General features: G+C 73.4%; 23 protein-coding genes. 14 read left to right on the top strand and 9 right to left on the bottom strand.

Features of this window, described 5'->3' with window-relative positions:
• Window position 1: 1 nt before the first annotated feature.
• Window positions 2-1,753, bottom strand: a complete 1,752-nt coding sequence (gene nadB, locus HJG43_03010) for an L-aspartate oxidase (protein ID UER55652.1) — start codon at window positions 1,751-1,753, stop codon at window positions 2-4.
• A 16-nt stretch (window positions 1,754-1,769) separates the two neighbouring features.
• Complete coding sequence (gene nadA, locus HJG43_03005; protein ID UER53695.1) at window positions 1,770-2,804, bottom strand: quinolinate synthase NadA; 1,035 nt, start codon at window positions 2,802-2,804, stop codon at window positions 1,770-1,772.
• A 72-nt stretch (window positions 2,805-2,876) separates the two neighbouring features.
• Here nadA and HJG43_03000 point away from each other — a divergent pair, with 72 nt between their 5' ends.
• Window positions 2,877-3,566: an NUDIX hydrolase gene (locus HJG43_03000; GenBank protein ID UER53694.1), complete on the top strand. Its 690-nt coding sequence runs from the start codon at window positions 2,877-2,879 to the stop codon at window positions 3,564-3,566.
• 32 nt (window positions 3,567-3,598) lie between these two features.
• On the opposite strand, the gene HJG43_02995 is transcribed toward HJG43_03000, so the two are convergent.
• The gene (locus HJG43_02995; GenBank protein UER53693.1) at window positions 3,599-4,708 is read right to left on the bottom strand and encodes a mannose-1-phosphate guanylyltransferase; all 1,110 of its coding nucleotides are present in this window, start codon (window positions 4,706-4,708) and stop codon (window positions 3,599-3,601) included.
• A 197-nt stretch (window positions 4,709-4,905) separates the two neighbouring features.
• On the opposite strand from HJG43_02995, the gene sdhC reads away from it, so the two are divergent.
• The 7 genes from sdhC (at window position 4,906) to HJG43_02960 (ending at window position 11,352) form a co-directional block, all read left to right on the top strand.
• On the top strand, window positions 4,906-5,286 hold the full coding sequence (gene sdhC / locus HJG43_02990; protein UER53692.1) for a succinate dehydrogenase, cytochrome b556 subunit: 381 nt from the start codon (window positions 4,906-4,908) through the stop codon (window positions 5,284-5,286).
• Window positions 5,287-5,291: 5 nt separating this feature from the next.
• Entirely contained in the window at window positions 5,292-5,768 is a 477-nt protein-coding gene (locus HJG43_02985; protein UER53691.1) for a succinate dehydrogenase hydrophobic membrane anchor subunit, read from the top strand.
• 15 nt (window positions 5,769-5,783) lie between these two features.
• Window positions 5,784-7,526 carry a succinate dehydrogenase flavoprotein subunit gene (locus HJG43_02980; protein UER53690.1) on the top strand — a complete coding sequence of 581 codons (1,743 nt, stop codon included), beginning with the start codon at window positions 5,784-5,786 and terminating at the stop codon, window positions 7,524-7,526.
• Window positions 7,526-8,344 carry a succinate dehydrogenase iron-sulfur subunit gene (locus HJG43_02975; protein ID UER53689.1) on the top strand — a complete coding sequence of 273 codons (819 nt, stop codon included), beginning with the start codon at window positions 7,526-7,528 and terminating at the stop codon, window positions 8,342-8,344. The genes HJG43_02980 and HJG43_02975 overlap by 1 nt, the downstream gene beginning before the upstream one ends.
• 302 nt (window positions 8,345-8,646) lie before the next feature.
• Complete coding sequence (locus HJG43_02970; protein UER53688.1) at window positions 8,647-8,808, top strand: hypothetical protein; 162 nt, start codon at window positions 8,647-8,649, stop codon at window positions 8,806-8,808.
• Between the two features lie 44 nt (window positions 8,809-8,852).
• On the top strand, window positions 8,853-9,875 hold the full coding sequence (locus HJG43_02965) for an AbrB family transcriptional regulator (GenBank protein ID UER55651.1): 1,023 nt from the start codon (window positions 8,853-8,855) through the stop codon (window positions 9,873-9,875).
• 271 nt (window positions 9,876-10,146) lie between these two features.
• Entirely contained in the window at window positions 10,147-11,352 is a 1,206-nt protein-coding gene (locus tag HJG43_02960; protein UER53687.1) for a D-alanyl-D-alanine carboxypeptidase, read from the top strand.
• A gap of 52 nt (window positions 11,353-11,404) precedes the next feature.
• Here HJG43_02960 and HJG43_02955 read toward each other — a convergent pair whose 3' ends face one another.
• The 3 genes from HJG43_02955 to trpS are packed head-to-tail and all read right to left on the bottom strand — an operon-like array spanning window position 11,405 to window position 14,126.
• Entirely contained in the window at window positions 11,405-12,541 is a 1,137-nt protein-coding gene (locus tag HJG43_02955; GenBank protein UER53686.1) for a YihY/virulence factor BrkB family protein, read from the bottom strand.
• A complete protein-coding gene (locus HJG43_02950) occupies window positions 12,538-13,050 on the bottom strand; it encodes a 2'-5' RNA ligase family protein (GenBank protein UER55650.1) in 513 nt (170 codons plus the stop codon). The genes HJG43_02955 and HJG43_02950 overlap by 4 nt, the downstream gene beginning before the upstream one ends.
• Before the next feature lie 50 nt (window positions 13,051-13,100).
• Window positions 13,101-14,126 carry a tryptophan--tRNA ligase gene (gene trpS, locus HJG43_02945; protein ID UER53685.1) on the bottom strand — a complete coding sequence of 342 codons (1,026 nt, stop codon included), beginning with the start codon at window positions 14,124-14,126 and terminating at the stop codon, window positions 13,101-13,103.
• A 137-nt stretch (window positions 14,127-14,263) separates the two neighbouring features.
• On the opposite strand from trpS, the gene HJG43_02940 reads away from it, so the two are divergent.
• Entirely contained in the window at window positions 14,264-15,484 is a 1,221-nt protein-coding gene (locus tag HJG43_02940; protein UER55649.1) for an MFS transporter, read from the top strand.
• Window positions 15,485-15,509: 25 nt separating this feature from the next.
• On the opposite strand, the gene xth is transcribed toward HJG43_02940, so the two are convergent.
• Window positions 15,510-16,313, bottom strand: coding sequence for an exodeoxyribonuclease III (gene xth, locus HJG43_02935; protein ID UER53684.1), 804 nt, complete (start codon window positions 16,311-16,313; stop codon window positions 15,510-15,512).
• Window positions 16,314-16,351: 38 nt separating this feature from the next.
• Here xth and HJG43_02930 point away from each other — a divergent pair, with 38 nt between their 5' ends.
• Window positions 16,352-17,557 (top strand): amidohydrolase, encoded by a 1,206-nt coding sequence (locus HJG43_02930; GenBank protein UER53683.1) that lies wholly within the window; start codon window positions 16,352-16,354, stop codon window positions 17,555-17,557.
• On the opposite strand, the gene HJG43_02925 is transcribed toward HJG43_02930, so the two are convergent.
• Both HJG43_02925 and HJG43_02920 read right to left on the bottom strand, forming a co-directional pair.
• Window positions 17,554-18,438, bottom strand: a complete 885-nt coding sequence (locus HJG43_02925; GenBank protein ID UER53682.1) for a bifunctional methylenetetrahydrofolate dehydrogenase/methenyltetrahydrofolate cyclohydrolase — start codon at window positions 18,436-18,438, stop codon at window positions 17,554-17,556. The genes HJG43_02930 and HJG43_02925 overlap by 4 nt on opposite strands.
• Complete coding sequence (locus tag HJG43_02920) at window positions 18,435-19,724, bottom strand: serine hydroxymethyltransferase (protein UER53681.1); 1,290 nt, start codon at window positions 19,722-19,724, stop codon at window positions 18,435-18,437. Before HJG43_02920 ends, HJG43_02925 begins: the two co-directional genes overlap by 4 nt.
• A gap of 80 nt (window positions 19,725-19,804) precedes the next feature.
• Here HJG43_02920 and purU point away from each other — a divergent pair, with 80 nt between their 5' ends.
• The 4 genes from purU to HJG43_02900 all read left to right on the top strand — a co-directional run bounded on the left by purU (window position 19,805) and on the right by HJG43_02900 (window position 24,544).
• Complete coding sequence (gene purU, locus HJG43_02915) at window positions 19,805-20,650, top strand: formyltetrahydrofolate deformylase (GenBank protein UER53680.1); 846 nt, start codon at window positions 19,805-19,807, stop codon at window positions 20,648-20,650.
• Between the two features lie 254 nt (window positions 20,651-20,904).
• Window positions 20,905-21,360: an aromatic ring-opening dioxygenase LigA gene (locus HJG43_02910; protein UER53679.1), complete on the top strand. Its 456-nt coding sequence runs from the start codon at window positions 20,905-20,907 to the stop codon at window positions 21,358-21,360.
• A gap of 126 nt (window positions 21,361-21,486) precedes the next feature.
• Entirely contained in the window at window positions 21,487-23,472 is a 1,986-nt protein-coding gene (locus tag HJG43_02905; protein ID UER53678.1) for a S9 family peptidase, read from the top strand.
• A 73-nt stretch (window positions 23,473-23,545) separates the two neighbouring features.
• Entirely contained in the window at window positions 23,546-24,544 is a 999-nt protein-coding gene (locus HJG43_02900; protein ID UER53677.1) for a malate dehydrogenase, read from the top strand.
• Window positions 24,545-24,550 lie beyond the last annotated feature (6 nt).

Here is a 24,550-nt window from a genome sequence, read left to right as displayed (position 1 = left end):
ATCATGCAATCCCGCCACCCACCAGCCCCCGCCGCCCGCTCGCAAAGTGCTGGGTTGTTGGCGCAACACGCCGACGCTGCGGCGGCAGATCCAGCATTCTGTGCGTCTCGGTGGCGACGACGACCCGGCCGTCGGCGAGCCGCAGCAGGAGCCGGCGCGCCAGGTCCGGGCGGGTCTGAGGGGCGTCCGAGCGGCGGTGGCAGCCCCGGCTCTCCGCCCGGGCCAGCGCCGCGGTCGCCACGACGGTCGAGACCAGGTGCAGCTCGGCGGCCTCCACATCGGCGAGGGTGCGCACCGGACCGGCAGCCGGCCGCTCCGCGACGCGGCTGAGGTGCGTCAGCAGCCCCTCGAGGCCGTCCCGGCTGCGCAGCACGCCGGCCCCACGGGAGGTCTCGTGCGCGGTGGCGGACCTGGTCCGCGGGTCGACTCCGGCGGCGGGGGGCGACGGGACTGCCAGGTCCCCCGCGTCGTCCGGGCCGGCCGGGTCACCCGTGCAGGCCAGGTCCCGAGCGAGCAGCCGGCCGGCTCGCGTCCCTGCCACGAAGCCCTCGGTCAGGGAGTTGGAGGCCAGCCGGTTGGCGCCGTGCACACCGGTGGCAGCGACCTCACCGACGGCGAACAGCCCGGGGACGTCGGTCCGGCCGTCGAGGTCGGCGCGCACCCCACCGCAGGCGTAGTGCGCGCCGGGAGCCACCGGGATCGGCTCGCTCACCGGGTCGACGCCGGCGGCCCGGCAGCCGGCCAGCACGGTGGGGAACCGGCTCTCGAGCACCGCCCGGCCCAGGCCGGTGGCGTCCAGCCAGACATGCTCGGCAGCCCCGCCAGCGGCTCTGCCGGCGGCGATCGTGGCATGGATGGCCGCCGCCACCACGTCGCGCGGTGCCAGCTCGGCCTGCGGGTGCACCGCGGGCAGGAACCGGCGTCCCGCGTCGTCCAGCAGCACGGCGCCCTCGCCCCGCAGCGCCTCGGTCACCAGCACCTGCTGGCCGCGTGCCTCCGGCCCCTGCCAGAGCACGGTCGGGTGGAACTGGACGAACTCGACGTCCGCCAGCCGGGCGCCCGCACGCAGCGCGAGACCCAGCCCTCCGCCGGTGGCCGCGGCGGGGTTCGTCGTGACGTGGAAGGCCTGGCCGAGGCCGCCGGTGGCCAGGACGACGGCGCGGGCGTGCACCGACCGGACGGCGAGCAGCCGGCCGGCGTCGTCGAGGTGGCCGACGAGCAGGCCACCGGCGCGGCCGCGGCCGTCGAGCAGGACGTCGAGGGCGACGGTGTGCTCCCAGACGTCGGCCGTGGAGGCGGCCAGCGCCGCCAGCAGGGTCCGGCTGACCTCCGCCCCGGAGCTGTCGCCCCCGGCGTGGACGACGCGGCGGTGCCGGTGACCACCCTCACGGGTCAGCGCGAGCCGCCCGCCCGCGCCGGCGGCACGGTCGAACCGGGCGCCCAGCCGGAGCAGGTCGGTGATCGCGCCGGGCGCGGCCGCGACCAGGGCGCCGACCGCCTCCTGGTCGCACAGTCCCGCCCCGGCGGTCAGGGTGTCCTCGCGGTGCGCCGCGAGCGAGTCCGCCGGGTCGAGCGCCGCCGCCAGGCCGCCCTGGGCCCATCGCGTCGCACCGTCGCCGGCGTGGCCCTTGACGACCACGAGCACCCGCCGGCCGCCTGCTGCCGCAGCGAGCGCGGCGGCCGCTCCGGCGACGCCGGCCCCGACCACGACGACGTCGGCGTCCACGGACTCCAGGGCACGGGGAGGCGGCAGCTGCTCCCGTGCCGGCTCACTCACCGCCGGCCGCCGGCGTGCCGATCGCGATCATCCGCTCCACGGCCTGGCGGGCGCGGGCGGCGACCTGCGGGTCCACGGTCACCTCGTCGACACCCTCACGCAGGCAGCGCAGCAGCTTCTCCGGGGTGATCATCTTCATGTAGCGGCACACCGCCCGCTCGTTGACGGGCTCGAAGACGGTCCCCGGGTTGGCCTTTCGCAGCTGGTGCAGCATGCCCACCTCGGTGGCGACGAGGACCTTCGTGGCGCTGGTCCGGCGGGCGTGCTCGAGCATCCCGCCGGTGGACAGCACGTGGGTCCGCTGGGCGGGCAGGTCGCCGACCGACGTCAGCCACATCGCCGGGGTCGCGCAGCCGCACTCGGGGTGGATGAGCACCTCGGCCTCGGGCTCGGCGGCGACCCGCTCGCGCAGGTGGGTCGCGGAGATGCCGGCGTGCACGTGGCACTCCCCCATCCAGACGTGCATGTTCTGCCGCCCGGTCACCCGCCGCACGTGGGACCCCAGGAACTGGTCGGGCAGGAACAGCACGTCGGACTCGGCCGGCAGCGACCGCACGACGTCCACGGCGTTGGACGACGTGCAGCACACGTCGGACTCGGCCTTCACCTCGGCGGTGGTGTTCACGTACGCCACCACCACGGCCCCCGGGTGCTCGGCCTTCCAGGCGCGCAGCTGGTCGGCGGTGATCGTGTCGGCGAGCGAGCAGCCGGCGGCGGCGTCCGGGATGAGCACCGTGCGGTCGGGCGCGAGGATCTTGGCGGTCTCGGCCATGAAGTGGACGCCGGCGAACACGATCGTCGAGGCGTCGCTCCCGGCGGCGATCCGGGACAGTGCCAGGGAGTCCCCGACGTGGTCGGCGACGTCCTGGATCCGCGGGTCCTGGTAGTTGTGCGCCAGCAGGACGGCGTCCCGCTCCCGCAGCAGGCGACGCACCTGGCGCGCCCAGTCCGGGTCGAGGCCGGCCTGCCCGGCCGTCGTCGTCCCGGCCACGGTCGGTACGGGCACCGTCGTCTCACGCGCCGTCATCTCGGGCTCCTCACGTCAGAGGTTATCGCCCGTCGGGCAAAAACCTGCCGGGACTGTATACCCTGCCCGGCCATGACGTCTACGTCGTCCCGGTGGCCGTGCTACCCGCACGAAGCGCTCGCCGTGGTCCTGAGCGTCCGCGACGGCCGGCTGAGCGTCCTGCTCTGGCAGCGGGCGCGGGAGCCCTTCCAGGGCTGCTGGGCCCTGCCGGGCGGAGCCCTCGGGACTGACGAGCGGCTCGGGACGTCGCTGGCCCGCCAGCTCGCGGACAAGGTCGACGTCCGGGAGATCACGCACCTCGAGCAGCTGGAGACCCGCAGCGACCCCCGGCGCGACCCGCGCGAACGGCGGCTGGCGACGGCCTACCTCGGACTGGTGCCCAGCGACAGCGACCCGGCGGTGCCCCCCGACACCGCGTGGCACCCCTACCAGGGGCTGCCAGCCACGGCGTTCGACCACGGGTCGCTGGTGGACTCCGGCGTGGCCCGGCTGCGGGCCAAGCTCTCCTACACCAACCTCGGGTTCGCCCTGGCCCCACGCACCTTCACGATCTCGGAGCTGCGGGAGATCTACACCGCCGCCCTGGGCTACGACGTGTCAGCCACGAACCTGCAGCGGGTGCTGCTCCGGCGAGGCGCCCTGCGGGCCACGGGACAGGTCGCAGCACCCGGCCGGTCCGGCGGCAGGCCGGCGGCCAGGTACGAGTTCACCAGCCGGACGCTGCAGGTCACCGACCCGTTCGCCGCGCTGCGGCCACGCTGAACCACCCCCCGGTCAGCCGTGACGACAGCCGCCTACAGCAGGTCGGCGCGCCCCGCCTCCCGCAACGCGTCGACGACCTGCTTCACGCGCTGCGCCTGGGACCTCGGGACGATGAGCACCGCGTCGGGGGTGTCGACGACGACGACGTCGTCGAGCCCGACGACGGCGACGGTCCGACCGGACCCAGGGACGACGACGCCGCGGCCACCCAGCGCCACGACGTGGCCCTCGCCGAGCACCGCCGTCCCCTCGTCCGCACCCGGCAGCAGCGCGGCCAGGGAGTCCCAGTCGCCGACGTCGTCCCAGTCGAAGGTGGCCGGCACGAGCGCCACCCCGCCGCGGGCGGCGGTCGGCTCGGCGACCGCGTGGTCGATGGCGATCCGGGTCAGCCCCGGCCACACCTCCTCGAGCACGGCCTCGCGGTGCGGCCCGTCCCAGGCCGCGGCGATCCGGTCCAGGCCGCCGGCCAGCTCGGGGTGCTCGCGCTGCAGGTGCCCGAGCAGCACGTCGGCGCGGGACACGAACATCCCGGCGTTCCACCGGTAGCCCCCCGCCGCCACGTAGGCCGCGGCGGTGGCGGCGTCCGGCTTCTCGACGAACTCCTCGGCCCGGACCGCGGTGGGCGCCCCCTCGACGTCCAGGGCCTCACCGGCCCGGACGTACCCGAAACCGGTCGCCGGACCGGTCGGCTCGATCCCGATGGTGACCACCCACCCCTGCCGGGCGACGGCCACCGCCTGCCGGACGACGTCCCGGAAGGCCTCGACGTCCCCGATCACGTGGTCGGCGGCGAAGGAGCCGACCACGGCGTCCGGGTCGCGGCGGAGCACCACGGCGGCGGCCAGGCCGATCGCCGCCATCGAGTCCCGGGGGGAGGGCTCGAGCAGCAGGTTGGCCTCGGCGAGCGCCGGCAGCTGGGCCCGGACGGCGTCGGCGTGCGGACGTCCGGTGACCAGGACCAGCCGCTCGGGACCGGTGAGCGGCTCGAGCCGGGACCACGTCGACTGCAGCAGGGTGCGCCCGGCCCCGGTGAGGTCGTGCAGGAACTTCGGCGCGGCCGCGCGGGACAGCGGCCACAGCCGGGTCCCGGCTCCCCCGGCGGGCACGACGGCCCAGAACCCCGGGAGCACGGACGACGTCACGCCGGCGATCCTGGCACGCGGGCAGGCCGGGGCGCGGCCGTCCTGAGGATGTCACTGAGGATTTCGTCACTCTCGGCGCCCGGAGCGTGGACGGGGGTGTGTGCCGCACTACAGTGACGCCATCACGGACGTCGCGGTCCGCCGGCAGCGCCCGGGTGGGCGTCCGCGTCCCGTTGCTGTCAGGAAGGAGTCCGGCCGTGCCCAGCGCACCCGGCACGTTGTACCGAGGCCAGACCGAAGGCATGTGGTCGTGGGTGGCGCACCGCGTCACCGGCTTCCTGATCTTCGTCTTCCTGCTCGTGCACGTGCTCGACACGTCCCTGGTCCGGGTCAGCCCCGAGGCGTACAACTCGGTGATCGCGACGTACAAGAACCCTGTCGTCGGCCTCGCCGAGGCCGGCCTCGTCGGCGCGGTGCTGTTCCACGGTCTCAACGGCCTGCGGATCATGCTCGTGGACTTCTGGTCCAAGGGCACCCGCTACCAGCGCCACCTGCTGTACGGCGTCCTGGGGACCTGGGTCGTGGTCATGGTGCCGTTCCTCGTCCGCCACCTCGGCAACGTCTTCGGGGGAGAGTGACCGCGATGTCGACCGCACCTGGTACCCCGGCCGCCACGACGCCGGCGCTCGACGCGCCACGCTCGCCCTACCGCCGGACGAAGTCCACCCGCAGCAACTACGAGCTCTACAGCTGGCTGTTCATGCGGCTGTCCGGCGTCCTGCTCATCGTCCTCGTCCTCACCCACCTGTTCGCCAACCTCATGGTCGGCGACGGGATCAGCGCCCTGGACTTCGGGTTCGTCGCCGGCAAGTGGGCCAGCCCGTTCTGGCAGGTCTGGGACCTGCTCATGCTGTGGCTGGCGATGCTCCACGGCACCAACGGCGTCCGCACCATCATCAACGACTACGCCGAGCGCGACGGCACCAGGATGTGGCTGAAGCTGCTGCTGTACACCGCGTTCGCCGTCGTCGTCGTCCTCGGCACGCTCGTCATCTTCACCTTCGACCCGTGCCCCACCGGGGCGGACCCCGAGCTGCTGCCGTCCTTCTGCGCCGGCTGAGAGAGAGCGGACACCATGCAGACCCACGTCTACGACGTCGTCATCGTCGGTGCCGGCGGCGCCGGCATGCGCGCGGCCCTGGAGTCCGGGCAGCGCGCTCGCACCGCCGTGCTCACCAAGCTGTACCCGACCCGCTCCCACACCGGCGCGGCCCAGGGCGGGATGTGCGCCGCCCTGGCCAACGTCGAGGAGGACAACTGGGAGTGGCACACCTTCGACACCGTCAAGGGCGGCGACTACCTCGTCGACCAGGACGCCGCCGAGGTGATGTGCCGGGAGGCGATCGACGCCGTCCTCGACCTGGAGAAGATGGGCCTGCCGTTCAACCGGACGCCGGAAGGCCGGATCGACCAGCGCCGCTTCGGCGGCCACACCCGCAACCACGGCGAGGCCGCGGTGCGCCGCTCGTGCTACGCCGCCGACCGCACCGGGCACATGATCCTGCAGACCCTCTACCAGCAGTGCGTCAAGCACGAGGTGGAGTTCTTCAACGAGTTCTACGTGCTCGACCTGCTGATGACGCAGGGGCGCACCGCCGGCGTTGTCTCCTACGAGCTCGCCACCGGGGAGATCCACGTCTTCCGCGCCAAGTCCGTCGTGTTCGCCACCGGCGGGTCCGGCAAGGTGTACAAGACCACGTCGAACGCGCACACGCTCACCGGCGACGGGATGGCGATCGCGCTGCGCCGCGGGCTGCCGCTGGAGGACATGGAGTTCTTCCAGTTCCACCCGACCGGCCTGGCCGGCCTGGGCATCCTGCTGTCCGAGGCGGCGCGCGGCGAGGGCGGCATCCTGCGCAACAGCGAGGGCGAGCGGTTCATGGAGCGCTACGCCCCCACCATCAAGGACCTGGCCCCGCGCGACATGGTCGCCCGGGCGATGGCCAACGAGGTGCGCGAGGGCCGCGGCTGCGGTCCCAACAAGGACTACGTCCTGCTGGACCTCACCCACCTCGAGCCCGCGCACATCGACGCCAAGCTGCCGGACATCACCGAGTTCGCCCGGACCTACCTCGGCGTCGAGCCGTACACCGAGCCGGTGCCGGTGTTCCCCACCGCGCACTACGCGATGGGCGGCATGCCGACGAACATCGAGACCGAGGTGCTCGCCGACAACGACACCGTCGTCCCAGGCCTGTTCGCCGCCGGTGAGGTGGCCTGCGTCAGCGTGCACGGGGCCAACCGGCTGGGCACCAACTCCCTGCTCGACATCAACGTGTTCGGCCGCCGGGCCGGCGTCCGGGCCGCCGAGTACGCGGCGAGCGCCCCGCTCGTCGAGCTGCCCGAGCAGCCGGAGGCCGGCGTCGTCGACCTGCTCGAGGAGCTGCGCGGCCGCAGCGACGGCGAGCGCGTCGCCACCCTACGGGCCGAGCTGCAGGAGACGATGGACCGCAACGCGCAGGTGTTCCGCACCGAGGCAACGCTCAAGCAGGCTCTGGACGACATCCAGCGGCTGCAGCAGCGGTACCGCCGGGTGTCCGTGCAGGACAAGGGCCGTCGCTGGAACACCGACCTGCTCGAGGCCGTCGAGCTTGGCTTCCTCCTCGACCTCGCCGAGGTCATCGTGCACGGGGCGCTGGAGCGCAAGGAGTCGCGCGGCGGACACTTCCGCGAGGACTACCCGACCCGCGACGACGTCAACTACATGCGGCACACGATGGCCTTCCGGCAGGCCGAGCCGGACGGCAGCCACTCCATCCGGCTGGAGTACAAGCCCGTGACCGTGACCCGCTACCAGCCGATGGAGCGCAAGTACTGATGGCTCAGCAGAACGAGATCGAACCGGAGCAGGCATCGGTGGAGGGCACCCCCGGCGGCCAGGACGAGCGCTCCTCGCAGGCCGCCGCCGGCGGAGCGGGCGAGGTGCCGACCTTCGACGTCACCTTGCGGATTCGCCGGTACAACCCCGAGACGGACGACGAACCGCACTGGGAGGACTACACCGTCACCGTGCACGGCACGGACCGGTTGCTGGACGCCCTGCACCTGGTCAAGTGGGAGCAGGACGGCTCGCTCACCTTCCGGCGCTCGTGCGCGCACGGCGTCTGCGGGTCGGACGCGATGCGGATCAACGGCAAGAACCGGCTGGCCTGCAAGACGCTGCTCAAGGACCTCAACCCCAGCAAGCCGATCACCGTCGAGCCGATCAAGGGACTGCCGGTCGAGAAGGACCTCGTCGTGGACATGGAGCCGTTCTTCCAGTCCTACCGCGAGGTCATGCCGTTCCTCATCACCGACGGCCACGAGCCGACCCGCGAGCGGCTGCAGAGCCAGGCGGACCGGGCGGCCTTCGACGACACGACGAAGTGCATCCTGTGCGCGGCGTGCACGACGTCCTGCCCGGTGTTCTGGACCGACGGCCAGTACTTCGGGCCCGCGGCGATCGTCAACGCGCACCGATTCATCTTCGACAGCCGCGACACCGGCTCGGACCTGCGGCTCGAGGTGCTCAACGACCGCGAGGGCGTCTGGCGGTGCCGGACGACGTTCAACTGCACCGACGCGTGCCCGCGCGGGATCCAGGTCACCAAGGCCATCGCCGAGGTCAAGCAGGCCCTCCTCACCCGCAAGCTCTAGACCCCTCCCCCGTGATCATGCAGTCCCGCCACCCCGCACGACCCCCCCGTGACCGAGTCTGTCGCGTACAGGCGCGCCTGCCGGAGCTCGTCGTGGCGGATTGGGAGGGTCAGAGTGTGCCGCAGAACTTCATCGACTCGCGGGCGGGACAGCCGTTCTTGCTACCGCCGGATCCTGAGGAGTAGCTGCCGAAGGATCATCTGGCGTCCTCCGTCTGCGATTGCGCTCGCGCGGCTGGACGTGCCGGCGGTATGCCCGGTAGCGGGGCAGCGGCGGGCGGCGTACGAGCCGTCCTCGGCCCGATGAAGGACAAGCCCGAGTTCGCGCAGGGCCACAACGCTCAAGCCGCGGCGACCGACAAGCAGATCATCGTCGGGGTGCTGTCTCGACGAACCCCACCGACCGACACCACTGGAGTGCGTGACTTCCTGCGCCGCGGCCGAAGGCGGAAGGGGGACGGTTGAGCGACGGACGACGGTGGCGGCAGCTGCGTGCAGGTGTGAGCCTCATGGTCGTGGCGCTGGGCCTCACCGTCGCGTTCAACATCGCCGGGCTGCCCTCCGCCGCCCTGTTCGGTGGGCTCGTCGCGGGGCTGGTGTACGCCTTGGGCCTGACGACGCCGATACGAGTGCCGTCCTCGGCCGGGACGGCGGCTCAGGCGGTGCTTGGCGTCACGGTCGGTGCCCTGGTGGACGTCGAGACGCTGCGGGCGGTGGGCGAGAACTGGCCGGTCGTGCTGCTGGTCACGGTCGCCACGTTGGCGCTCAGCGTAGCCACGGGCCTGGTGCTGCAGCTGCAGCGCGGCATCTCACCGGTGACCGGGGTGTTCGCGATGATCGCCGGGGGCGCGTCGGGGATCACGGCGATGGCCCGCGACCTGGGAGCGGACGACCGGATGGTTGCTGTCCTGCAGTACCTGCGGGTGCTGCTGATCGTCGTGCTGATGCCGGTGGTCGCGGCGACGGTGTACGGGGCCTCGGCGGGCGCGGGCACCGCCCTCGCACCGCCGGCCCCGCAAGGTCCCGGGTGGCCGGCCGACCTGCTGTTCACTGCGGCGTGCGCGGTGGTGGGCCTCGTGGTGGCCCGGTTGGCCCGGGTGCCGGTGGCGTCGCTGCTGGGTCCGATGCTCGCCGCTGCGGTCGCCGTCCTCGCCGGCATCTCCGACGGCGCGACAGTGCCCGACGCCTTGGCGAACGCGGCCTTCCTTGTGATCGGCCTGCAGGTCGGGGTCAGCTTCACCCGCTCCAGCCTGCGCCTGATCGGCCGAGCGATGCCGCTGGCGCTGGTGCTGATCCTCGCCCTGATCGTGGCCTGCGCCGGCCTGGGGGTGCTGCTGTCCGAGGTCGCCGGTGTCAGCCCGCTCGTCGGCTACCTGGCGACCACCCCCGGCGGGCTGTACGCCGTCCTGGCGACCGCGACGGACAGCGGAGCGGATGCCGTCTTCGTACTTGCGGTTCAGGTGCTGCGGTTGTTCGTGATGCTGCTCGGCGCCCCACTCATAGCCGCCTGGCTACGCGTAGACCGCGCGTGACTTCCCCGGCGATGAGGATTCCTCACGGATCTTCGACCTGTCCGATAGCGGTCAGCGGCACATGGCCTACCGCGCCCTGGTGCGGGAAGGGACTCCCGAGGTACACAGAGGATCAGGGGCGGGTCGTACGGGGTGGCGGGATTGCATGATCACGGGGGGGGTGGTGCGGGGTGGCGGGATTGCATGATCACGGGGGGTTGTCGAGTGGCCACGTGAAAGGTGTGCGCGTCGGGGCTCGCGTCGCGGGCAGCCGGCCGTACCCTGTGCCGCGATGCGCGCCCTGTCCCTCCTGCTGGCCGCCGCGTGCGGGCTGCTGATCGCCGGCGGCCCGGCAGCCGTCCCGGCTGTCGCGGCTCCCGACAGCGCCGCCGGCGGCCAGGAGCTGCCGGTCACCGGCACCCTGCTGCCACCCGGCGTCCCGGCGCCCCCCGCGGTGGACGCGACCGGCTGGCTGGTCGCCGACCTGGACACCGGTGAGGTGCTCGCGGCGCACAACCCGCGCACCCCCCTGGCCCCTGCCAGCACGCTGAAGCTGCTGACCCTGCTCACCCTCGTCCCTGGCCTCGACCGGCAGGCCACCTGGACCGCCCGGCACGAGGACGCCGCCATCGAGGGCAGCAAGGTCGGCCTCGTCCCGGACTCGGTGTACCGCGTGGACGACCTCGTCCACGGCCTCATGCTGTCCAGCGGCAACGACGCCGCGCACGCCCTGGCCGGGCTGGCCGGTGGGATGCCGCGGGCGACCGCGCTCATGCAGGAGACCGCCCACTCGCTGGGGGCCACCGACACGGTGGTGCGCAACACCAGCGGCCTGGACGCCGACGGGCAGGTGTCCACCGCCCGCGACCTCGCGCTGATCGGACGCGCCGTCCTCGCCGACCCCGACCTCGCCGAGGTGGTCCGTACGACCCGTTACCAGTTCCCCGGCGAGGGGACGACGTTCGACGCCAGCCGTCCGACCTTCGAGATCGGCAACAAGAACCGGCTGCTCTACGGCTACGAGGGCGCGCTGGGACTCAAGAACGGCTACACCCAGGCGGCTCGCAGCAGCTTCGTCGGCGCCGTGGAGCGCGACGGGCACCGGTACATCGCCACGCTCATGCGCGCCGAGGGCTCGGCCTCCGGCCAGGCCCGCGACCTGCTCGACTGGGCGATCGCGCACGGGCAGCGCGTCGAGCCGGTGGGCATGCTCCCGACGGGACCGCCCACGGACGACGCCACGACGACGGACGACGCACCCGGGCCTCCCGTAGCAGGCGCGGACACAGCGGACGCCGGGGACACAGCCGGCCCAGCGGCCGACGGCGAGCTGGCCACCGCCCTGCGCAGCGACCTGCCGGAGGACCAGGCACTGCCCGCGTGGGCGGCCACCGGCCTGACCGTGCTGGCGGTCCTGCTCGCCGCCGTGGCCGTGCTGCGCGCCCGGGTGCTGCTCATCCGCCGGACCCGCCGGGTCAACCGCAGACGCGCCGGCTGACCAGCAACCGCCCCCGGTGGCGGTCGACCTCTCCGTCCGGACCGGGCCGGTGTCAGTTCCCCCGCACCCCGTCGGCGACCGCCCGAATCGCTCCACGCACCACCCGCACCCCGGAGACGACGACCGCACCGAGCACCGCCCCGGCAGCCAACGTCACCCGGTCCGCGGAGCGCTGACCGAACGACGGAGCCATCACGTCGCGCGGCCCCGCGGCCACCGGCAGGTCCGCGACGCCGGCACGAGCCGGGACCCCGGCACGGGCCGAGGCACCAGCGCCGACCGGCACCCGCCGTGCCCGCTCCTCCTCGACGCTGGTGTCGCTGGACACCCAGGCCGCGGCCAGCAGCACGATCCGGGAGACGATGTTCATCCACAGCAGCAGCCCGACGAGGGTCGCACTAGCGGCCAGCACGGGGTTGCTGCCGCCGGCGCTGCCGAGCAGCAGGCCGCCGAACAGCTTGAGCAGGCCGAGGCCGACGGCGCCGAGCAGCGCCCCGACGCGCACCTGGCGCCAGGTCAGCGGGACGCCGGACAGCAACCGGAACATGACGACGAACACGAGAGTGTCGACGATGAAGACGACGAGCACACCGGCAGCGCGCACGGTCAGCTCTCCGACACTGCTGCCGTCGAGACCCACCCAGCGCAAGAGCACCCCGGCCGTGGCGTTGACCCCGACGCTCAGCACGGCGGACGCCAGGATCGTGACGCCCAGGGTGGCGAGGACGACGACGTCGAGCAGCTTCTTTCGCACCAGCGGTCGGTCGTCACGGTCCAGATCGAACACGATGCGAATGCCCTCGCGGGTGGCGTCGAGCCAGCCGAGGCCGGCGTAGAGGGCGACGGCCAGCGCCACGGCCCCCGTCAGGCTCAGGGCGTCGGTGGCGAACAGGGCGTCCGGCCGGACGAGTCCGCCCTCACCGAGGTCCAGCAGACCGGGCAGCTGGGCGTCAATGGCCTCCAGCAGGGGCTCGCGCAGGTCGGAGCGGCGGCCGAGGACCAGCCCGAAGACGGTGAACCCCACGACGAGGGCCGAGCCGATGGAGAACAGCCCGGCGTAGGCCATACCACCGGCGACGACGTTCCCGCGGCCGGCCAGGTACGTCTGCCAGGTGCGCACCGGGTGCGTCGTCGCCGCCTTGCGGGCGAGCTCCTTGCCGCGCTCGACCACGCCGTCGTCCTGGCTCACACCTGCCCCCCGTCGCCGCCGAAGCCGAACGTCTCGACCGGCCGCCACACGCCGTCCGGGCCGTGCTCGTACATGCTGAACGCCGCCACGGTGAACAGGGCCTCGTAGTCGGCCAGGGAGGTGAACGCCTCGTCCAGCGCCGACTCGTCGAGGTCGTGGGCCACGGTGACGTGCGGGTGGTAGTAGAACGACAGGTCCCGGGCCAGGACGCCGGAGCGGACCTGGCGCTCCAGCCGCTCGCAGTGCGGGACCCCCTCGGCGACCTGGACGAACACCACCGGGGACACCGGCCGGAAGGTCCCGGAGCCGCGCAGCCGCAGGTCGAACGGCTGCTGGACGGCGGCCACGGCCGCCAGGTGCCCGCGGACGTCGTCCAGCCGGTCCCGGGGGACGGTGCTCGGCGGCAGCAGGGTGACGTGCGCGGGGATGGCGCAGGCCATCGGGTCACCGAGCTCGGCGCGGCGGCGCTGCAGGTCCTCCCCGAAAGGAGGCGGCACCGGGATCGCCACCCCGATGGTGGCGGTCGCGACGCCCGCGGCGTCACCGTCCAGCACGACGCTCACGGCAGGCGTCCCGGCAGGAAGCCGACGGCGTCGTACACCCTCGCCAGCGTGGCGCTCGCCCGCTGCCGGGCGCGGTGGGCACCGTCGGCGAGGACGTCGTCGAGGTCAGCGGGTTTGTCGAGGTAGGCCAGCGCCCGCTCCCGGACCGGGCCGAGGACGTCGGTGAGGACCTGGCCGAGGTCCTTCTTGAGGTCGCCGTAGCCCGCGCCGGCGTACTGGGACTCGAGGTCCGCGACGGACCGGCCGGTCAGGGCGGCGTAGATGGACAGCAGGTTCGACACCCCCGGCTTGCGCTCGGGGTCGTACCGGACGTCGGTCTCGGCGTCGGTGACGGCCGAACGGATCCGCTTGGCGTTGCGCTTCGGGTCGTCGAGCAGGTCGATGACGCCGTTCGGCGAGCTCGCGGACTTGCTCATCTTCGACGTCGGGTCCTGCAGGTCGTAGATCTTGGCGGTCTCCCGGACGATGAACGGCTCCGGGACGACGAAGGTCTCGCCGAAGCGGGAGTTGAACCGCTGCGCGAGGTCACGGGTCAGCTCGAGGTGCTGGCGCTGGTCCTCACCGACCGGGACGTGGTCGGCGTCGTAGAGCAGGATGTCCGCGGCCTGCAGCACCGGGTAGGTGAACAGGCCGACGCTGACCCGGTCGGCGCCCTGGCGGGCCGACTTGTCCTTGAACTGGGTCATCCGGCCGGCCTCCCCGAAGCCGGTGATGCAGCCCAGGACCCAGGCGAGCTCGGCGTGCTCGGGCACGTGGCTCTGCACGAAGACGGTCGCGCGCTGCGGGTCGACCCCGGCGGCAAGGAACTGGGCGGCGGTCCGGCGGGTGCGGTCGCGCAGCAGGGCCGGGTCGTGCTCGACCGTGATCGCGTGCAGGTCGACGACGCAGTAGGTGGCGTCGTGCGTCTCCTGCATCCGGACCCAGTTGACGAGCGCCCCGAGGTAGTTGCCCAGGTGCAGGGAGTCGGCGGTCGGCTGCATCCCGGAGAACAGGCGCGGCCGTGCGGGGTTCGTCTCGGGCATGGCGGCATTCTGTCAGCCTGCCGGTGTCTGTCCTGGTGTGCACCCGTCCGGGTGATCGTAGGCTGCGCGCTGTGACCGTCCCGGCGACCGCGCGGCCCCGCAGCCTCGCCTTCCACCACGACTTCCGTCAGCTGTGGATGGGGGACGCCGTCAGCCAGGTCGGCGTCCAGCTCGTCGGCCTGGCCATGCCCGTGCTCGCCGTCCAGGTGCTCGGCGCCGACGAGTTCCAGATGGGCCTGCTCGCCACCTTCGAGATGCTCGCCTTCCTCGTCATCGGTCTGCCGGCCGGGGCCTGGGTGGACCGCTGGCGCAAGCAGCGGGTGCTCATCGCCGGGGACGTCGTGCGCGGGCTCGTGCTGCTCAGCCTGCCGGCCGCGTGGCTGCTCGACGTGCTGACGATGTGGCAGCTGTACGCGGTCGCGCTCACCGTCGGGGCGGCCACGGTGTTCTTCGACGTCGCCTACCAGTCCTACCTGCCCGACCTAGTGCCGTCCGAGCAGATCAGCGAGGGCAACTCGAAGTTGGAGGCGACCCACCAGGTCGCCCAGATCGGCGGCCCCGCGCTCGGCGGCGTCCTGATGCGGGTCGTCGGCGCGCCGCTGGCGATCGGCGTCACCGCGGTCCTCATGCTCGCCTCGACGCTGTTCGTCTGGCGGATCCGGCACGTCGAGACGCCGCCGGCGAAGGAGGACCGGCGTCCGCTGCGCACGGAGATCGCCGAGGGGCTCTCGTTCGTCGTCCGGAACCCGCTGCTCGTACGGATCACGGCGACGACGGCGATCGGCAACTTCTTCGGGGCGATCACGGGCGCACTCGTCGTGCTGTTCGCGCTGCGCGACCTCGGGCTCGACGAGGCGGCGCTCGGGCTCGTGCTGTCGGTCAGCGCGGTCGGCGGCCTGCTCGGCGCGCTCGTCGTCGGACCGGTGACCCGCTGGGTCGGGGAGGGCCGCACGGTGCCGCTGTCGGCGCTGGCGTCCGCCCCGTTCGCCGCGCTGACCCCGGCCGCCGCCGCGCTGCCGACGATGCCGGCGCTGTTCGTCGGCACGTTCGGGATGTCGTTGTGCCTGGTGCTCTACAACGTCGTGCAGGTGTCGTTCCGCCAGCGGCTGTGCCCGAAGCCGCTGCTGGGGCGGATGAACGCCTCGATCAGGTTCATCGTGTGGGGCACGATGCCGGTCGGGGCGTTCGTCGGTGGCGTGCTCGGCAGCAGCATCGGGATCCTGCCGACGCTGTGGATCGCGGCCGGCGGCCTGGCGGTGGCGGCGCTGCCGGTGCTGTTCTCGCCGCTGATCCGGATGCGGGACCTGCCGCGCTCGCTCGACGCGCACGCGGCACCGCCGCAGGGTCACACGTCGTAGGTGGCCTCACACGTCGTAGGTGGCCTCACACGTCGTAGGTGGCAACGACTGGCGCGTGGTCGCTCCACCGCTCGGCGTAGGACGGTGCCCGGTCGACCCGGGTGGCGACGACCCGCTTGGCGAGCTCCGGGGTGGCGATCTGGTAGTCGATCCGCCACCCGGTGTCGTTGTCGAAGGCCCGGCCGCGCCAGGACCACCACGAGTACGGCCCCGGACCCGGGCCGGTGTGCGCCCGGACGACGTCCACCCACCCGAGCTCGTCGAACCACCGGTCGAGCACGGCCCGCTCCTGCGGCAGGAACCCCGCCCGGCGCAGGTTGCCCCGCCAGTTGCGCAGGTCGTCCTCGCGGTGGGCGACGTTGAGGTCACCGCAGACGAGCACGTGCCGGCCGCCGACCCGCAGGGCCTCCATCCGGTCGGTCATCTGCTGCAGGAACGCCTCCTTCTGGTCCTGCCGCGGAGTGCCGGCCTCCCCGGTGTGCACGTACACGCTGACGACGGTGAGCGGCTCGCCGCCGGCGGTGACCAGGTCCGCCTCCACCCAGCGGCCGCACGCGTCGAGCTCCGGAGCACCCACCTCGTCGCGGACCGCGGTGACCGGCAGGCGACTCAGGACGGCGACCCCGGCCCGGCCGCGGTGCCCGTCCAGGGCCGGCTCGGCGTGGGCGCAGTGCCAGCCGTCGTCGAGGTGGGCGCGCAGCACGTCGTCCGGGGCGCGAACCTCCTGCAGGCACACGACGTCCGGGGCCGCGGCCGCCAGCCAGCGGCCCATCCCCCGCCGGTGGGCGGCGCGCACCCCGTTGACGTTGACGGTGGCGACGGTGAGCACGTTCGCGATGGTAGGAGCCGACGTGGTAGGCACCTGCCATGACCTACCTGGACGACGCCCGCGCGATCGCCGGCGACCTCACCGAGCTGCGCCACACCCTGCACCGTCACCCCGAGATCGGCCTGGACCTGCCGGTCACCCAGCGCACCGTGCTCGACGCGCTGAGCGGACTGGACCTGGAGGTCCGCACCGGCGAGCGGGCGACGTCGGTGACCGCGGTGCTGCGGGGCACCGCCGACGTCCCGGACGCCGAGCGGCGCACCGTGCTGCTGCGCGGGGACATGGACGCGCTGCCGGTGACCGAGGAGGTGGACGTCGACTACCGCTCGCAGGTGCCCGGCGCGATGCACGCGTGCGGGCACGACCAGCACACGACGATGCTCGTCGGCGCCGCCCGGCTGCTCGCCGCCCGCCGCGACGAGCTGCCCGGCGACGTCGTCCTGATGTTCCAGCCCGGCGAGGAGGGGTTCGACGGCGCCGGCCTCATGATCGAGGAGGGTGTGCTGGACGCCGCCGGACGACGTCCGGACGCCGCCTGGGCGCTGCACGTCATGTCCGGTCTCACGCCCCGGGGCCACGTCGCCTCCCGGCCGGGGCCGCTGATGGCGGCGAGCAACGAGCTGCACGTCACCGTCCGCGGGGCGGGCGGGCACGGCTCGGCACCGCACAACGCGAAGGACCCGGTCCCGGTCGCCGCGGCGATGGTCACCGGCCTGCAGACGCTGCTGTCGCGCACGGTGTCGCCGTTCGCCCCAGCGGTGCTGACCGTCGGGCAGTTCCACGCGGGGACGAAGGCGAACATCATCCCGGACGACGCGACGTTCCAGGCGACCATCCGCTGCTTCGACCCCGACGTCCTGGACGGCCTGGAGCGTGACACCGTCCGCTACGTCCAGGGGGTCGCGGCCGCGCACGGCGTCGACGTGGACGTCGCCTTCCACCGGCAGTACCCGGTGACGGTCAACGACGCCGGCGCGGTGAGCACGGCCCAGGACGTCGTCGAGCGGGCCCTCGGCCCGGACCGGTGGGAGACGATGGCGGACCCGATCACCGGCTCGGAGGACTTCTCCCGGGTGATCCAGGCCGTGCCGGGGGCGATGCTGTTCCTCGGGGCGTGCCTGACGGGCCGGGACTGGCGGACGGCGCCGGACAACCACTCGCCGTTCGCCGCGTTCGACGACGCCGTGCTGCCGGACGGCACCGCCGTCTACGCCGAGCTGGCGGCGCGGACCCTGACCCGCTAAGCCGGCTGAACTCGCTCGGCCGCCTCCACGACGTTGGCGAGCAGCATCGCCCGGGTCATCGGCCCGACGCCGCCCGGCATCGGCGCCACCCAGGCGGCGACGTCGTGCACGCCAGGGTCCACGTCCCCGACGAGCCGCGCCTTGCCGGTCTGCTCGTCGACGACCCGGGTGATGCCGACGTCGAGGACGGCGGCGCCGGGGCGCACCATGTCCGCGGTGAGCATCCCGGGCACCCCGGCGGCCGCGACGACGACGTCCGCGCCGCGGGTGTGCTCGGCGACGTCCCGAGTTCCGGTGTGGCACAAGGTGACCGTGGCGTTGACGTCCTTGCGGGTCAGCAGCAGGCCGAGCGGCCGGCCGACGGTGACGCCGCGGCCGATGACGCACACCCGGGCACCGGCCAGGGCCACACCGTGCCGGCCGAGCAGCTCGACGATCCCGCGCGGGGTGCACGGCAACGGGGAGTCCAGCGGTCCCGCCACCCGCAGCACGAGCCGCCCGAGGTTGGTCGGGTGCAGCCCGTCGGCGTCCTTGGCCGGGTCCATCAGCTCGAGCACCCGCTGGCTGTCCAGGCCGCGAGGCAGCGGCAGCTGGACGATGTACCCGGTGCAGGCCGGGTCCTCGTTGAGCCGCCGGACGGCGTCCTCGACGTCCTGCTGGGAGGCGTCAGCAGGCAGGTCGACCCGGATCGAGGCGATCCCGACCTCCGCGCAGTCCCGGTGCTTGCCGGCCACGTAGGAGCGGCTGCCCGGGTCGTCGCCGACGAGCACGGTGGCCAGACCGGGCTCGATGCCCCGCTCCCGCAGGGCGCTCACCCGCTGCGCGAGCTCGGCCTTGATGGTGGCCGCGGTGGCCTTGCCGTCGAGGACTCTCGCAGTCACCAGTGCTCCAGGCCGCGGTAGAGCGGGAACGCCTCGGTGAGCGCCCGCACCCGCCCGCGCAGCTCGTCGGTGTCACAGGACGGCTTCAGGGCTTCGGCGATGATGTCGGCGACCTCGGCGAACTCCTCGTCGCCGAACCCGCGGGTGGCCAGCGCCGGGGTGCCGATCCGCAGCCCGGAGGTGACCATCGGCGGGCGCGGGTCGAACGGGACGGCGTTGCGGTTGACGGTGATCCCGACCGAGTGCAGCCGGTCCTCGGCCTGCCGGCCGTCGAGCTCGGAGTCGCGCAGGTCGACCAGGACGAGGTGGACGTCGGTGCCGCCGGTCAGCACCGAGACCCCGGCCTGCGCGACGTCCGGGCGGGTCAGCCGCTCGGCCAGCACCCGGGCGCCGGAGACGGTGCGCCGCTGCCGCTCGCGAAACTCCTCGGTGGCGGCGATCTTGAAGGCCACCGCCTTCGCCGCGACCACGTGCATGAGCGGCCCGCCCTGCTGGCCCGGGAACACCGCCGAGTCGATCTTCTTGGCGTGCTCCTCGCGGCACAGGATGGTGCCGCTGCGCGGTCCGGCGAGGGTCTTGTGCACGGTGGTCGTCACGACGTCCGCGTACGGCACCGGTGAGGGGTGCTCGCCGGCGGCGACCAGGCCGGCGAAGTGCGCCATGTCCACCATGAGGTAGGCGCCGACCTCGTCGGCGACCTCGCGGAACGCCGCGAAGTCCAGCTGCCTCGGGTACGCCGACCAACCGGCGATGATGAGCCTGGGCCGGCGCTCCAGCGCGATCCGGCGCACCTCGTCCATGTCGACGCGGAACGTCTCGGGGTCCACCCCGTAGGCGGCGACGTCGTACAGCCGGCCGCTGAAGTTGATCTTCATTCCGTGGGTGAGGTGACCGCCGTGGGCCAGCTCGAGGCCGAGGATGGTGTCCCCGGGGCGGATGAGGGCGTGCATGACCGCCGCGTTCGCCGAGGCGCCGGAGTGCGGCTGGACGTTGGCGTGCTCGGCGCCGAACAGGTCCCGCACCCGCTGGCGGGCCAGGTCCTCGGCGACGTCGACGTACTCGCACCCGCCGTAGTACCGGCGTCCGGGGTAGCCCTCGGCGTACTTGTTCGTCAGCACGGACCCGGCGGCCTCGAGCACCGCGCGGGGCACGAAGTTCTCGCTGGCGATCATCTCGAGGGTGTCGCGCTGGCGCCCGAGCTCCTGCTCCAGGACGCGGGCGATCTCGGGGTCGACCTCGGCGAGCGGCTGCTCGGTCACGGACGTGGACGTCGGGACGTCGGTCACGGCGGGCTCCTCGGGACGGCGGCGGCGCCAGGTTACGGCACCCCGACCGCGCCCCCGCCGCACCACTACGCTGGCCGCCCGTGACGACCCCCCTCGTGCTCACCCTGACCTGCCCGGACGGGCCCGGGATCGTCCACGCCGTCACCGAGGTGATCGCCCGCCTGGGCGGCAACATCACCGAGAGCAAGCAGTTCGGGGACCCCGGCACCGGCCTGTTCCACCTGCGGCTGCAGGTCGACTCCCCCGCGTCGCGGACCGACCTCGAGGCGGCGTTCGCCCCGGTCGCCCAACGGTTCTCGATGGACTGGCAGCTCGACGAGGTGGGCCGGCCGACCCGCACCCTGGTGCTGGTGAGCAAGGCCGCGCACTGCCTCAACGACCTGCTGTTCCGGCAGCGCTCCGGGCTGCTGCCGATCGAGGTGCCGGCCATCGTCGGCAACCACGAGGACCTGCGCCCCCTGGCGGACTTCTACGGCGTCCCGTTCCACCACGTGCCGGTCACCCCGCAGACCAAGCCGGACGCCGAGGCCCGCCTGCTCGAGCTCGTCGAGGACCTCGACGTCGAGCTCGTCGTCCTGGCCCGCTACATGCAGGTGCTCAGCGACGACCTGTGCCGGCGGCTCGAGGGCCGGATCATCAACATCCACCACTCGTTCCTGCCGAGCTTCAAGGGCGCCCGGCCCTACCACCAGGCCCACGAGCGTGGCGTCAAGCTCATCGGGGCCACCGCCCACTACGTCACCGCGGACCTCGACGAGGGGCCCATCATCGAGCAGGACGTCGAGCGGGTCGACCACACGATGACCGTCGCCGAGCTCGTCGCGATCGGCCAGGACGTCGAGGCGCAGGTGCTCTCCCGCGCGGTGCGCTGGCACGCCGAGCACCGGGTCCTGCTCGACGGGCACCGCACCGTCGTCTTCCGCTGACCGCCGCCCGGCCTCCCCCCCATGGGTTCGCACACCCAGTGGCGGTAAAACCGGGCTGCCGAGGGGCGGATCACCGCCACTGGGTGTGCGAACCCGGCTGGGTGGGGGATGCTGCTGGTCAGGACGAACGTCCCGGCAGGTTCGGGTCCTGCGCCCCTGCGCTCAGCGTGCCGATGCCGATGGAGTAGTGGCACACCGGGAAACCCCCGGGAACGACGACCAGGCACGACCCAACACGACCAACAGGAGAAGCCATGGCCACCACCTCGGCCACTCGCACCGGCACCGACCAGTCCAGGCTCGTCCGCACCCTCGGCATCATCGTCATCATCGGCGGGCTCATCCTCGCCATCGGCGGCGCCACCACGTGGGGCCTCGTCCAGAGCCAGCTGTCCGCCGAGAAGGTCACCGTCGCCGAGGACGCCTCCTTCCTCGCCGGCGACGAGGTCAACGGCCCCTTCAGCGCCTACGCGCAGGCCGAGATCATCAACGAGCACGCCCTCAAGGCCTCCGGCGGCAAGACCTACGCCGAGCTGGCGCAGGACGACCCCACCCGCGCCACGGTGATGAACGCCTCGTTCCTGCGGGCCTCGCTGTTCACCTCCGTGGTCTCCTTCGGCGTGGCCGCGATGGCGATGGGCCTCGGTGTCCTGTTCCTGCTCGTCGGCTACGCCCTGATGAAGGTGGCGCCGGCGACCGCCCGCTACTGACGCGAGCCGCCCGCGCCTGACGCGGGCCGACACGTCCGGCACGGCGAGGGCCCGGTGCATCCCGCACCGGGCCCTCGCCGTGCCCGGCTCCCGGTCCGCTCACCGTGCGCGGATAGCGTGCCGGTCATGCGCCCCACCGACCTGCCACTGCTGCGCCAGTGCGGCACGCCGTCCCTGTCCCCCGACGGCTCGTGGGCCGTCACCTCCGTGGTCCGCCCGGACACCGGCACCGACGAGTACGTCGGCGGGCTGTGGCTGGTCCGCACCGACGGCTCCGCCGGCCCGCGCCCGTTGACCCGCGGCCACCGGGACACCTCTCCGGCGGTGAGCCCGGACGGCCGGTACGTCGCGTTCCTGCGGGCCGAGCCCAAGGGCCGCCCGCAGCTTCACCTGCTCGAGCTCGACGGCGGGGAGCCGCTACGGCTCACCGACCACCACCTCGGCGCCGGTGACCCGGTCTGGTCGCCGGACTCACGCCGGATCGCCTACACCGCGCGGGTCCCCGAGGACGGCCGGTACGGCACCCAGGAGGGTGTCGGTCCGGACGCCGAGCCGCCACGTCTGGTGACGACGCTGGCCTACCGGGAGGACGGCCTCGGCTACACCCGGGACCGCCGGCCGCACGTGTTCGTGCTCGACGTCCCTGACCTCGCCGACGCGACGGTGTCCTCCGGCGCCGTCGCCGAGCCGCGACGGGTCACCCACGGGGACGTCAGCCACGGCGACGTCGCCTGGACCCCGGACGGCGCGGCCCTGCTCGTCGTGGCCGACGCCCACGACAGCCGGGACACCGACCTGCGCCGCGGGGTGTACCGCGTACCCGCCGACGGCGGCGACCTCACCCTCGTGGTCGGCGGGGACCTCACCGCCAGCGCTCCCGTCGCCTCCCCCGACGGCCGCACCGTGTGGTTCATCGCCTCCGAGGTCGGGCCCTCCGGCACCGACTTCGTGGCCCGCAACGCAGGACTGTTCACCGCCCCGCTGGCCGGCGGCCCGGCCCACCGGCTCACCGACGCCGAGACCGTCGACCTGACCGAGTCCGGCCGGCCCGTCGTCACCGAGCGCGGCGTCCTGGTCGCCGACCGGTCCCGTGGCGCCGTCCGGCTGCTCGCCGTCCCCGCCGACGGCGGTGACCCGCACGTACTGCTGGACGGCGAGCTGCAGGTCAGGGGCGTGGACGCCACCGCTGACGGCCGCACGGTGGTCGCGGTCGTCGCCGACCCCACGACCCCGGGTGACCTGGTGGCCCTGGGCGCCGGGGCCACGACCCGGCTCACCGACGTCGCGGCGCCGCTGCGCGCCGCCGGGGTCCGCCCCCTCGTCGAGCTGACCGTCGAGGCCGACGACGGCTACCCGGTGCACGGATGGGCGGTGCTGCCCGACCCGGCCCGGTGGGGCGACGGTCCGCACCCGGTGCTGCTCACCGTGCACGGCGGGCCCTACGCCCAGTACGGCTGGGGGCTGTTCGACGAGGCGCAGGTGTACGCCGGCGCCGGCTACGCCGTCCTCATGTGCAACCCCCGGGGGTCGGCCGGGTACGGCCAGGCCCACGGGCGCGTCGTCCAGGGAGCGATGGGCACCCGGGACGCCGACGACGTCCTGCAGTTCCTCGACGGGGCGCTCGGCGACCCCCGACTGCCGCTGGACCGCGACCGGGTCGGCGTCCAGGGCGGCTCCTACGGCGGGTACATGACCGCGCTGCTCACCACCCGCACCGACCGGTTCACCGGGGCCGTCGTCGAGCGCGGCTACCTCGACGCGACGAGCTTCGTCGGCTCGGCGGACATCGGCTGGTTCTTCCCGCTGGGCTACCACGGCTCGGCGGAGGCGATGCGCGAGCAGTCCCCGATGACCCACGTCGAGCGGGTCACCACCCCGACCCTGGTGATCCACTCCGAGAACGACTGGCGCTGCCCGGTCGAGCAGGGGCAGCGGTGGTTCACCGCCCTGCGGCTCGGCGGGGTCCGCACCGAGCTGCTGCTGTTCCCCGGGGAGGGGCACGAGCTCAGCCGCTCCGGGCGGCCGCGGCACCGGCAGGCCCGCTTCGAGCACGTGCTGCGCTGGTGGTCCGAGCTGCTGCCCGTCTCGCCGGCCGACCCGGCACACCGGTGAGCGCCTTGCTAGCGTCCCGGGCATCCGTCCACGGCCCGCGCGCAGCCGGGCCTCCCGTGACAAGGAGTGAGTCGTGAGCACACAGTCCGCCCCGGTGAAGGTCGCCGTCACCGGCGCCGCCGGCCAGATCGGCTACAGCCTGCTGTTCCGGGTGGCGAGCGGGGCCCTGCTCGGCCCCGACACCCCCGTGCACCTCAGCCTGCTGGAGATCACCCCGGCGCTCGGGGCCGTGGAGGGCGTGGCGATGGAGCTCGACGACTGCGCCTTCCCGCTGCTGCGGGGCCTGGACATCAGCGACGACGCCACCACCGCGTTCGACGGGGCGAACATCGCGCTGCTCGTGGGCGCCCGCCCCCGCACGAAGGGCATGGAGCGCGGCGACCTGCTCGAGGCCAACGGCGCCATCTTCACCGTCCAGGGCAGGGCGCTCAACGACCACGCCGCCGACGACCTCAAGGTGCTCGTCGTCGGCAACCCGGCCAACACCAACGCGCTCATCGCCATGCACAACGCCCCGGACGTGCCGCGGGAGCGGTTCACCGCGATGACCCGGCTCGACCAGAACCGGGCGGTGGCGCAGCTGGCGAAGAAGACCGGCGTCGCGGTGACGGACATCCGCCGGATGACGATCTGGGGCAACCACTCGGCCACCCAGTACCCCGACCTGTTCCACGCCGAGGTCGTCGGCCGCAACGCCGCCGAGGTCGTGGGCGACCAGCAGTGGGTGGAGAAGGAGTTCATCCCCACCGTGCAGAAGCGCGGCGCCGCGATCATCGAGGCACGCGGGGCGTCGTCTGCGGCGTCCGCGGCGTCCGCGGCGATCGACCACACCCGCGACTGGGTGCTCGGCACCGCGGACGGCGACTGGGTGTCGATGGCCGTCCCGTCCGACGGCTCCTACGGCGTGCCGGAGGGTCTGATCTCCTCGTTCCCGGTGACGACCTCCGGCGGGCAGTGGTCGATCGTGCCCGGCCTGGAGATCGACGACTTCTCCCGCAGCCGGATCGACGCCAGCGTCGCCGAGCTCGCCGAGGAGCGCGACGCCGTCCGGGGGCTCGGTCTCATCGGCTGAGGCACG

The sequence above is a fragment of the Kineosporiaceae bacterium SCSIO 59966 genome, from assembly GCA_020881835.1.
GTDB lineage: Bacteria > Actinomycetota > Actinomycetes > Actinomycetales > SCSIO-59966 > SCSIO-59966.
Note: the sequence above shows the minus strand (reverse complement) of the source record. Positions and strands in the feature narration are given on the sequence as shown.

What these genes read in the sequence shown, in the direction of transcription:
- nadA (UER53695.1), bottom strand. Translation starts at nt 2,804, where the DNA reads ATGACGGCGCGTGAGACGACGGTGCCCGTACCGACCGTGGCCGGGACG.
- HJG43_03000 (UER53694.1), top strand. Translation starts at nt 2,877, where the DNA reads ATGACGTCTACGTCGTCCCGGTGGCCGTGCTACCCGCACGAAGCGCTC.
- HJG43_02985 (UER53691.1), top strand. Translation starts at nt 5,292, where the DNA reads ATGTCGACCGCACCTGGTACCCCGGCCGCCACGACGCCGGCGCTCGAC.
- HJG43_02980 (UER53690.1), top strand. Translation starts at nt 5,784, where the DNA reads ATGCAGACCCACGTCTACGACGTCGTCATCGTCGGTGCCGGCGGCGCC.
- HJG43_02975 (UER53689.1), top strand. Translation starts at nt 7,526, where the DNA reads ATGGCTCAGCAGAACGAGATCGAACCGGAGCAGGCATCGGTGGAGGGC.
- HJG43_02970 (UER53688.1), top strand. Translation starts at nt 8,647, where the DNA reads ATGAAGGACAAGCCCGAGTTCGCGCAGGGCCACAACGCTCAAGCCGCG.
- HJG43_02965 (UER55651.1), top strand. Translation starts at nt 8,853, where the DNA reads ATGGTCGTGGCGCTGGGCCTCACCGTCGCGTTCAACATCGCCGGGCTG.
- HJG43_02960 (UER53687.1), top strand. Translation starts at nt 10,147, where the DNA reads ATGCGCGCCCTGTCCCTCCTGCTGGCCGCCGCGTGCGGGCTGCTGATC.
- trpS (UER53685.1), bottom strand. Translation starts at nt 14,126, where the DNA reads ATGCCCGAGACGAACCCCGCACGGCCGCGCCTGTTCTCCGGGATGCAG.
- HJG43_02940 (UER55649.1), top strand. Translation starts at nt 14,264, where the DNA reads ATGGGGGACGCCGTCAGCCAGGTCGGCGTCCAGCTCGTCGGCCTGGCC.
- HJG43_02930 (UER53683.1), top strand. Translation starts at nt 16,352, where the DNA reads ATGACCTACCTGGACGACGCCCGCGCGATCGCCGGCGACCTCACCGAG.
- HJG43_02910 (UER53679.1), top strand. Translation starts at nt 20,905, where the DNA reads ATGGCCACCACCTCGGCCACTCGCACCGGCACCGACCAGTCCAGGCTC.
- HJG43_02905 (UER53678.1), top strand. Translation starts at nt 21,487, where the DNA reads ATGCGCCCCACCGACCTGCCACTGCTGCGCCAGTGCGGCACGCCGTCC.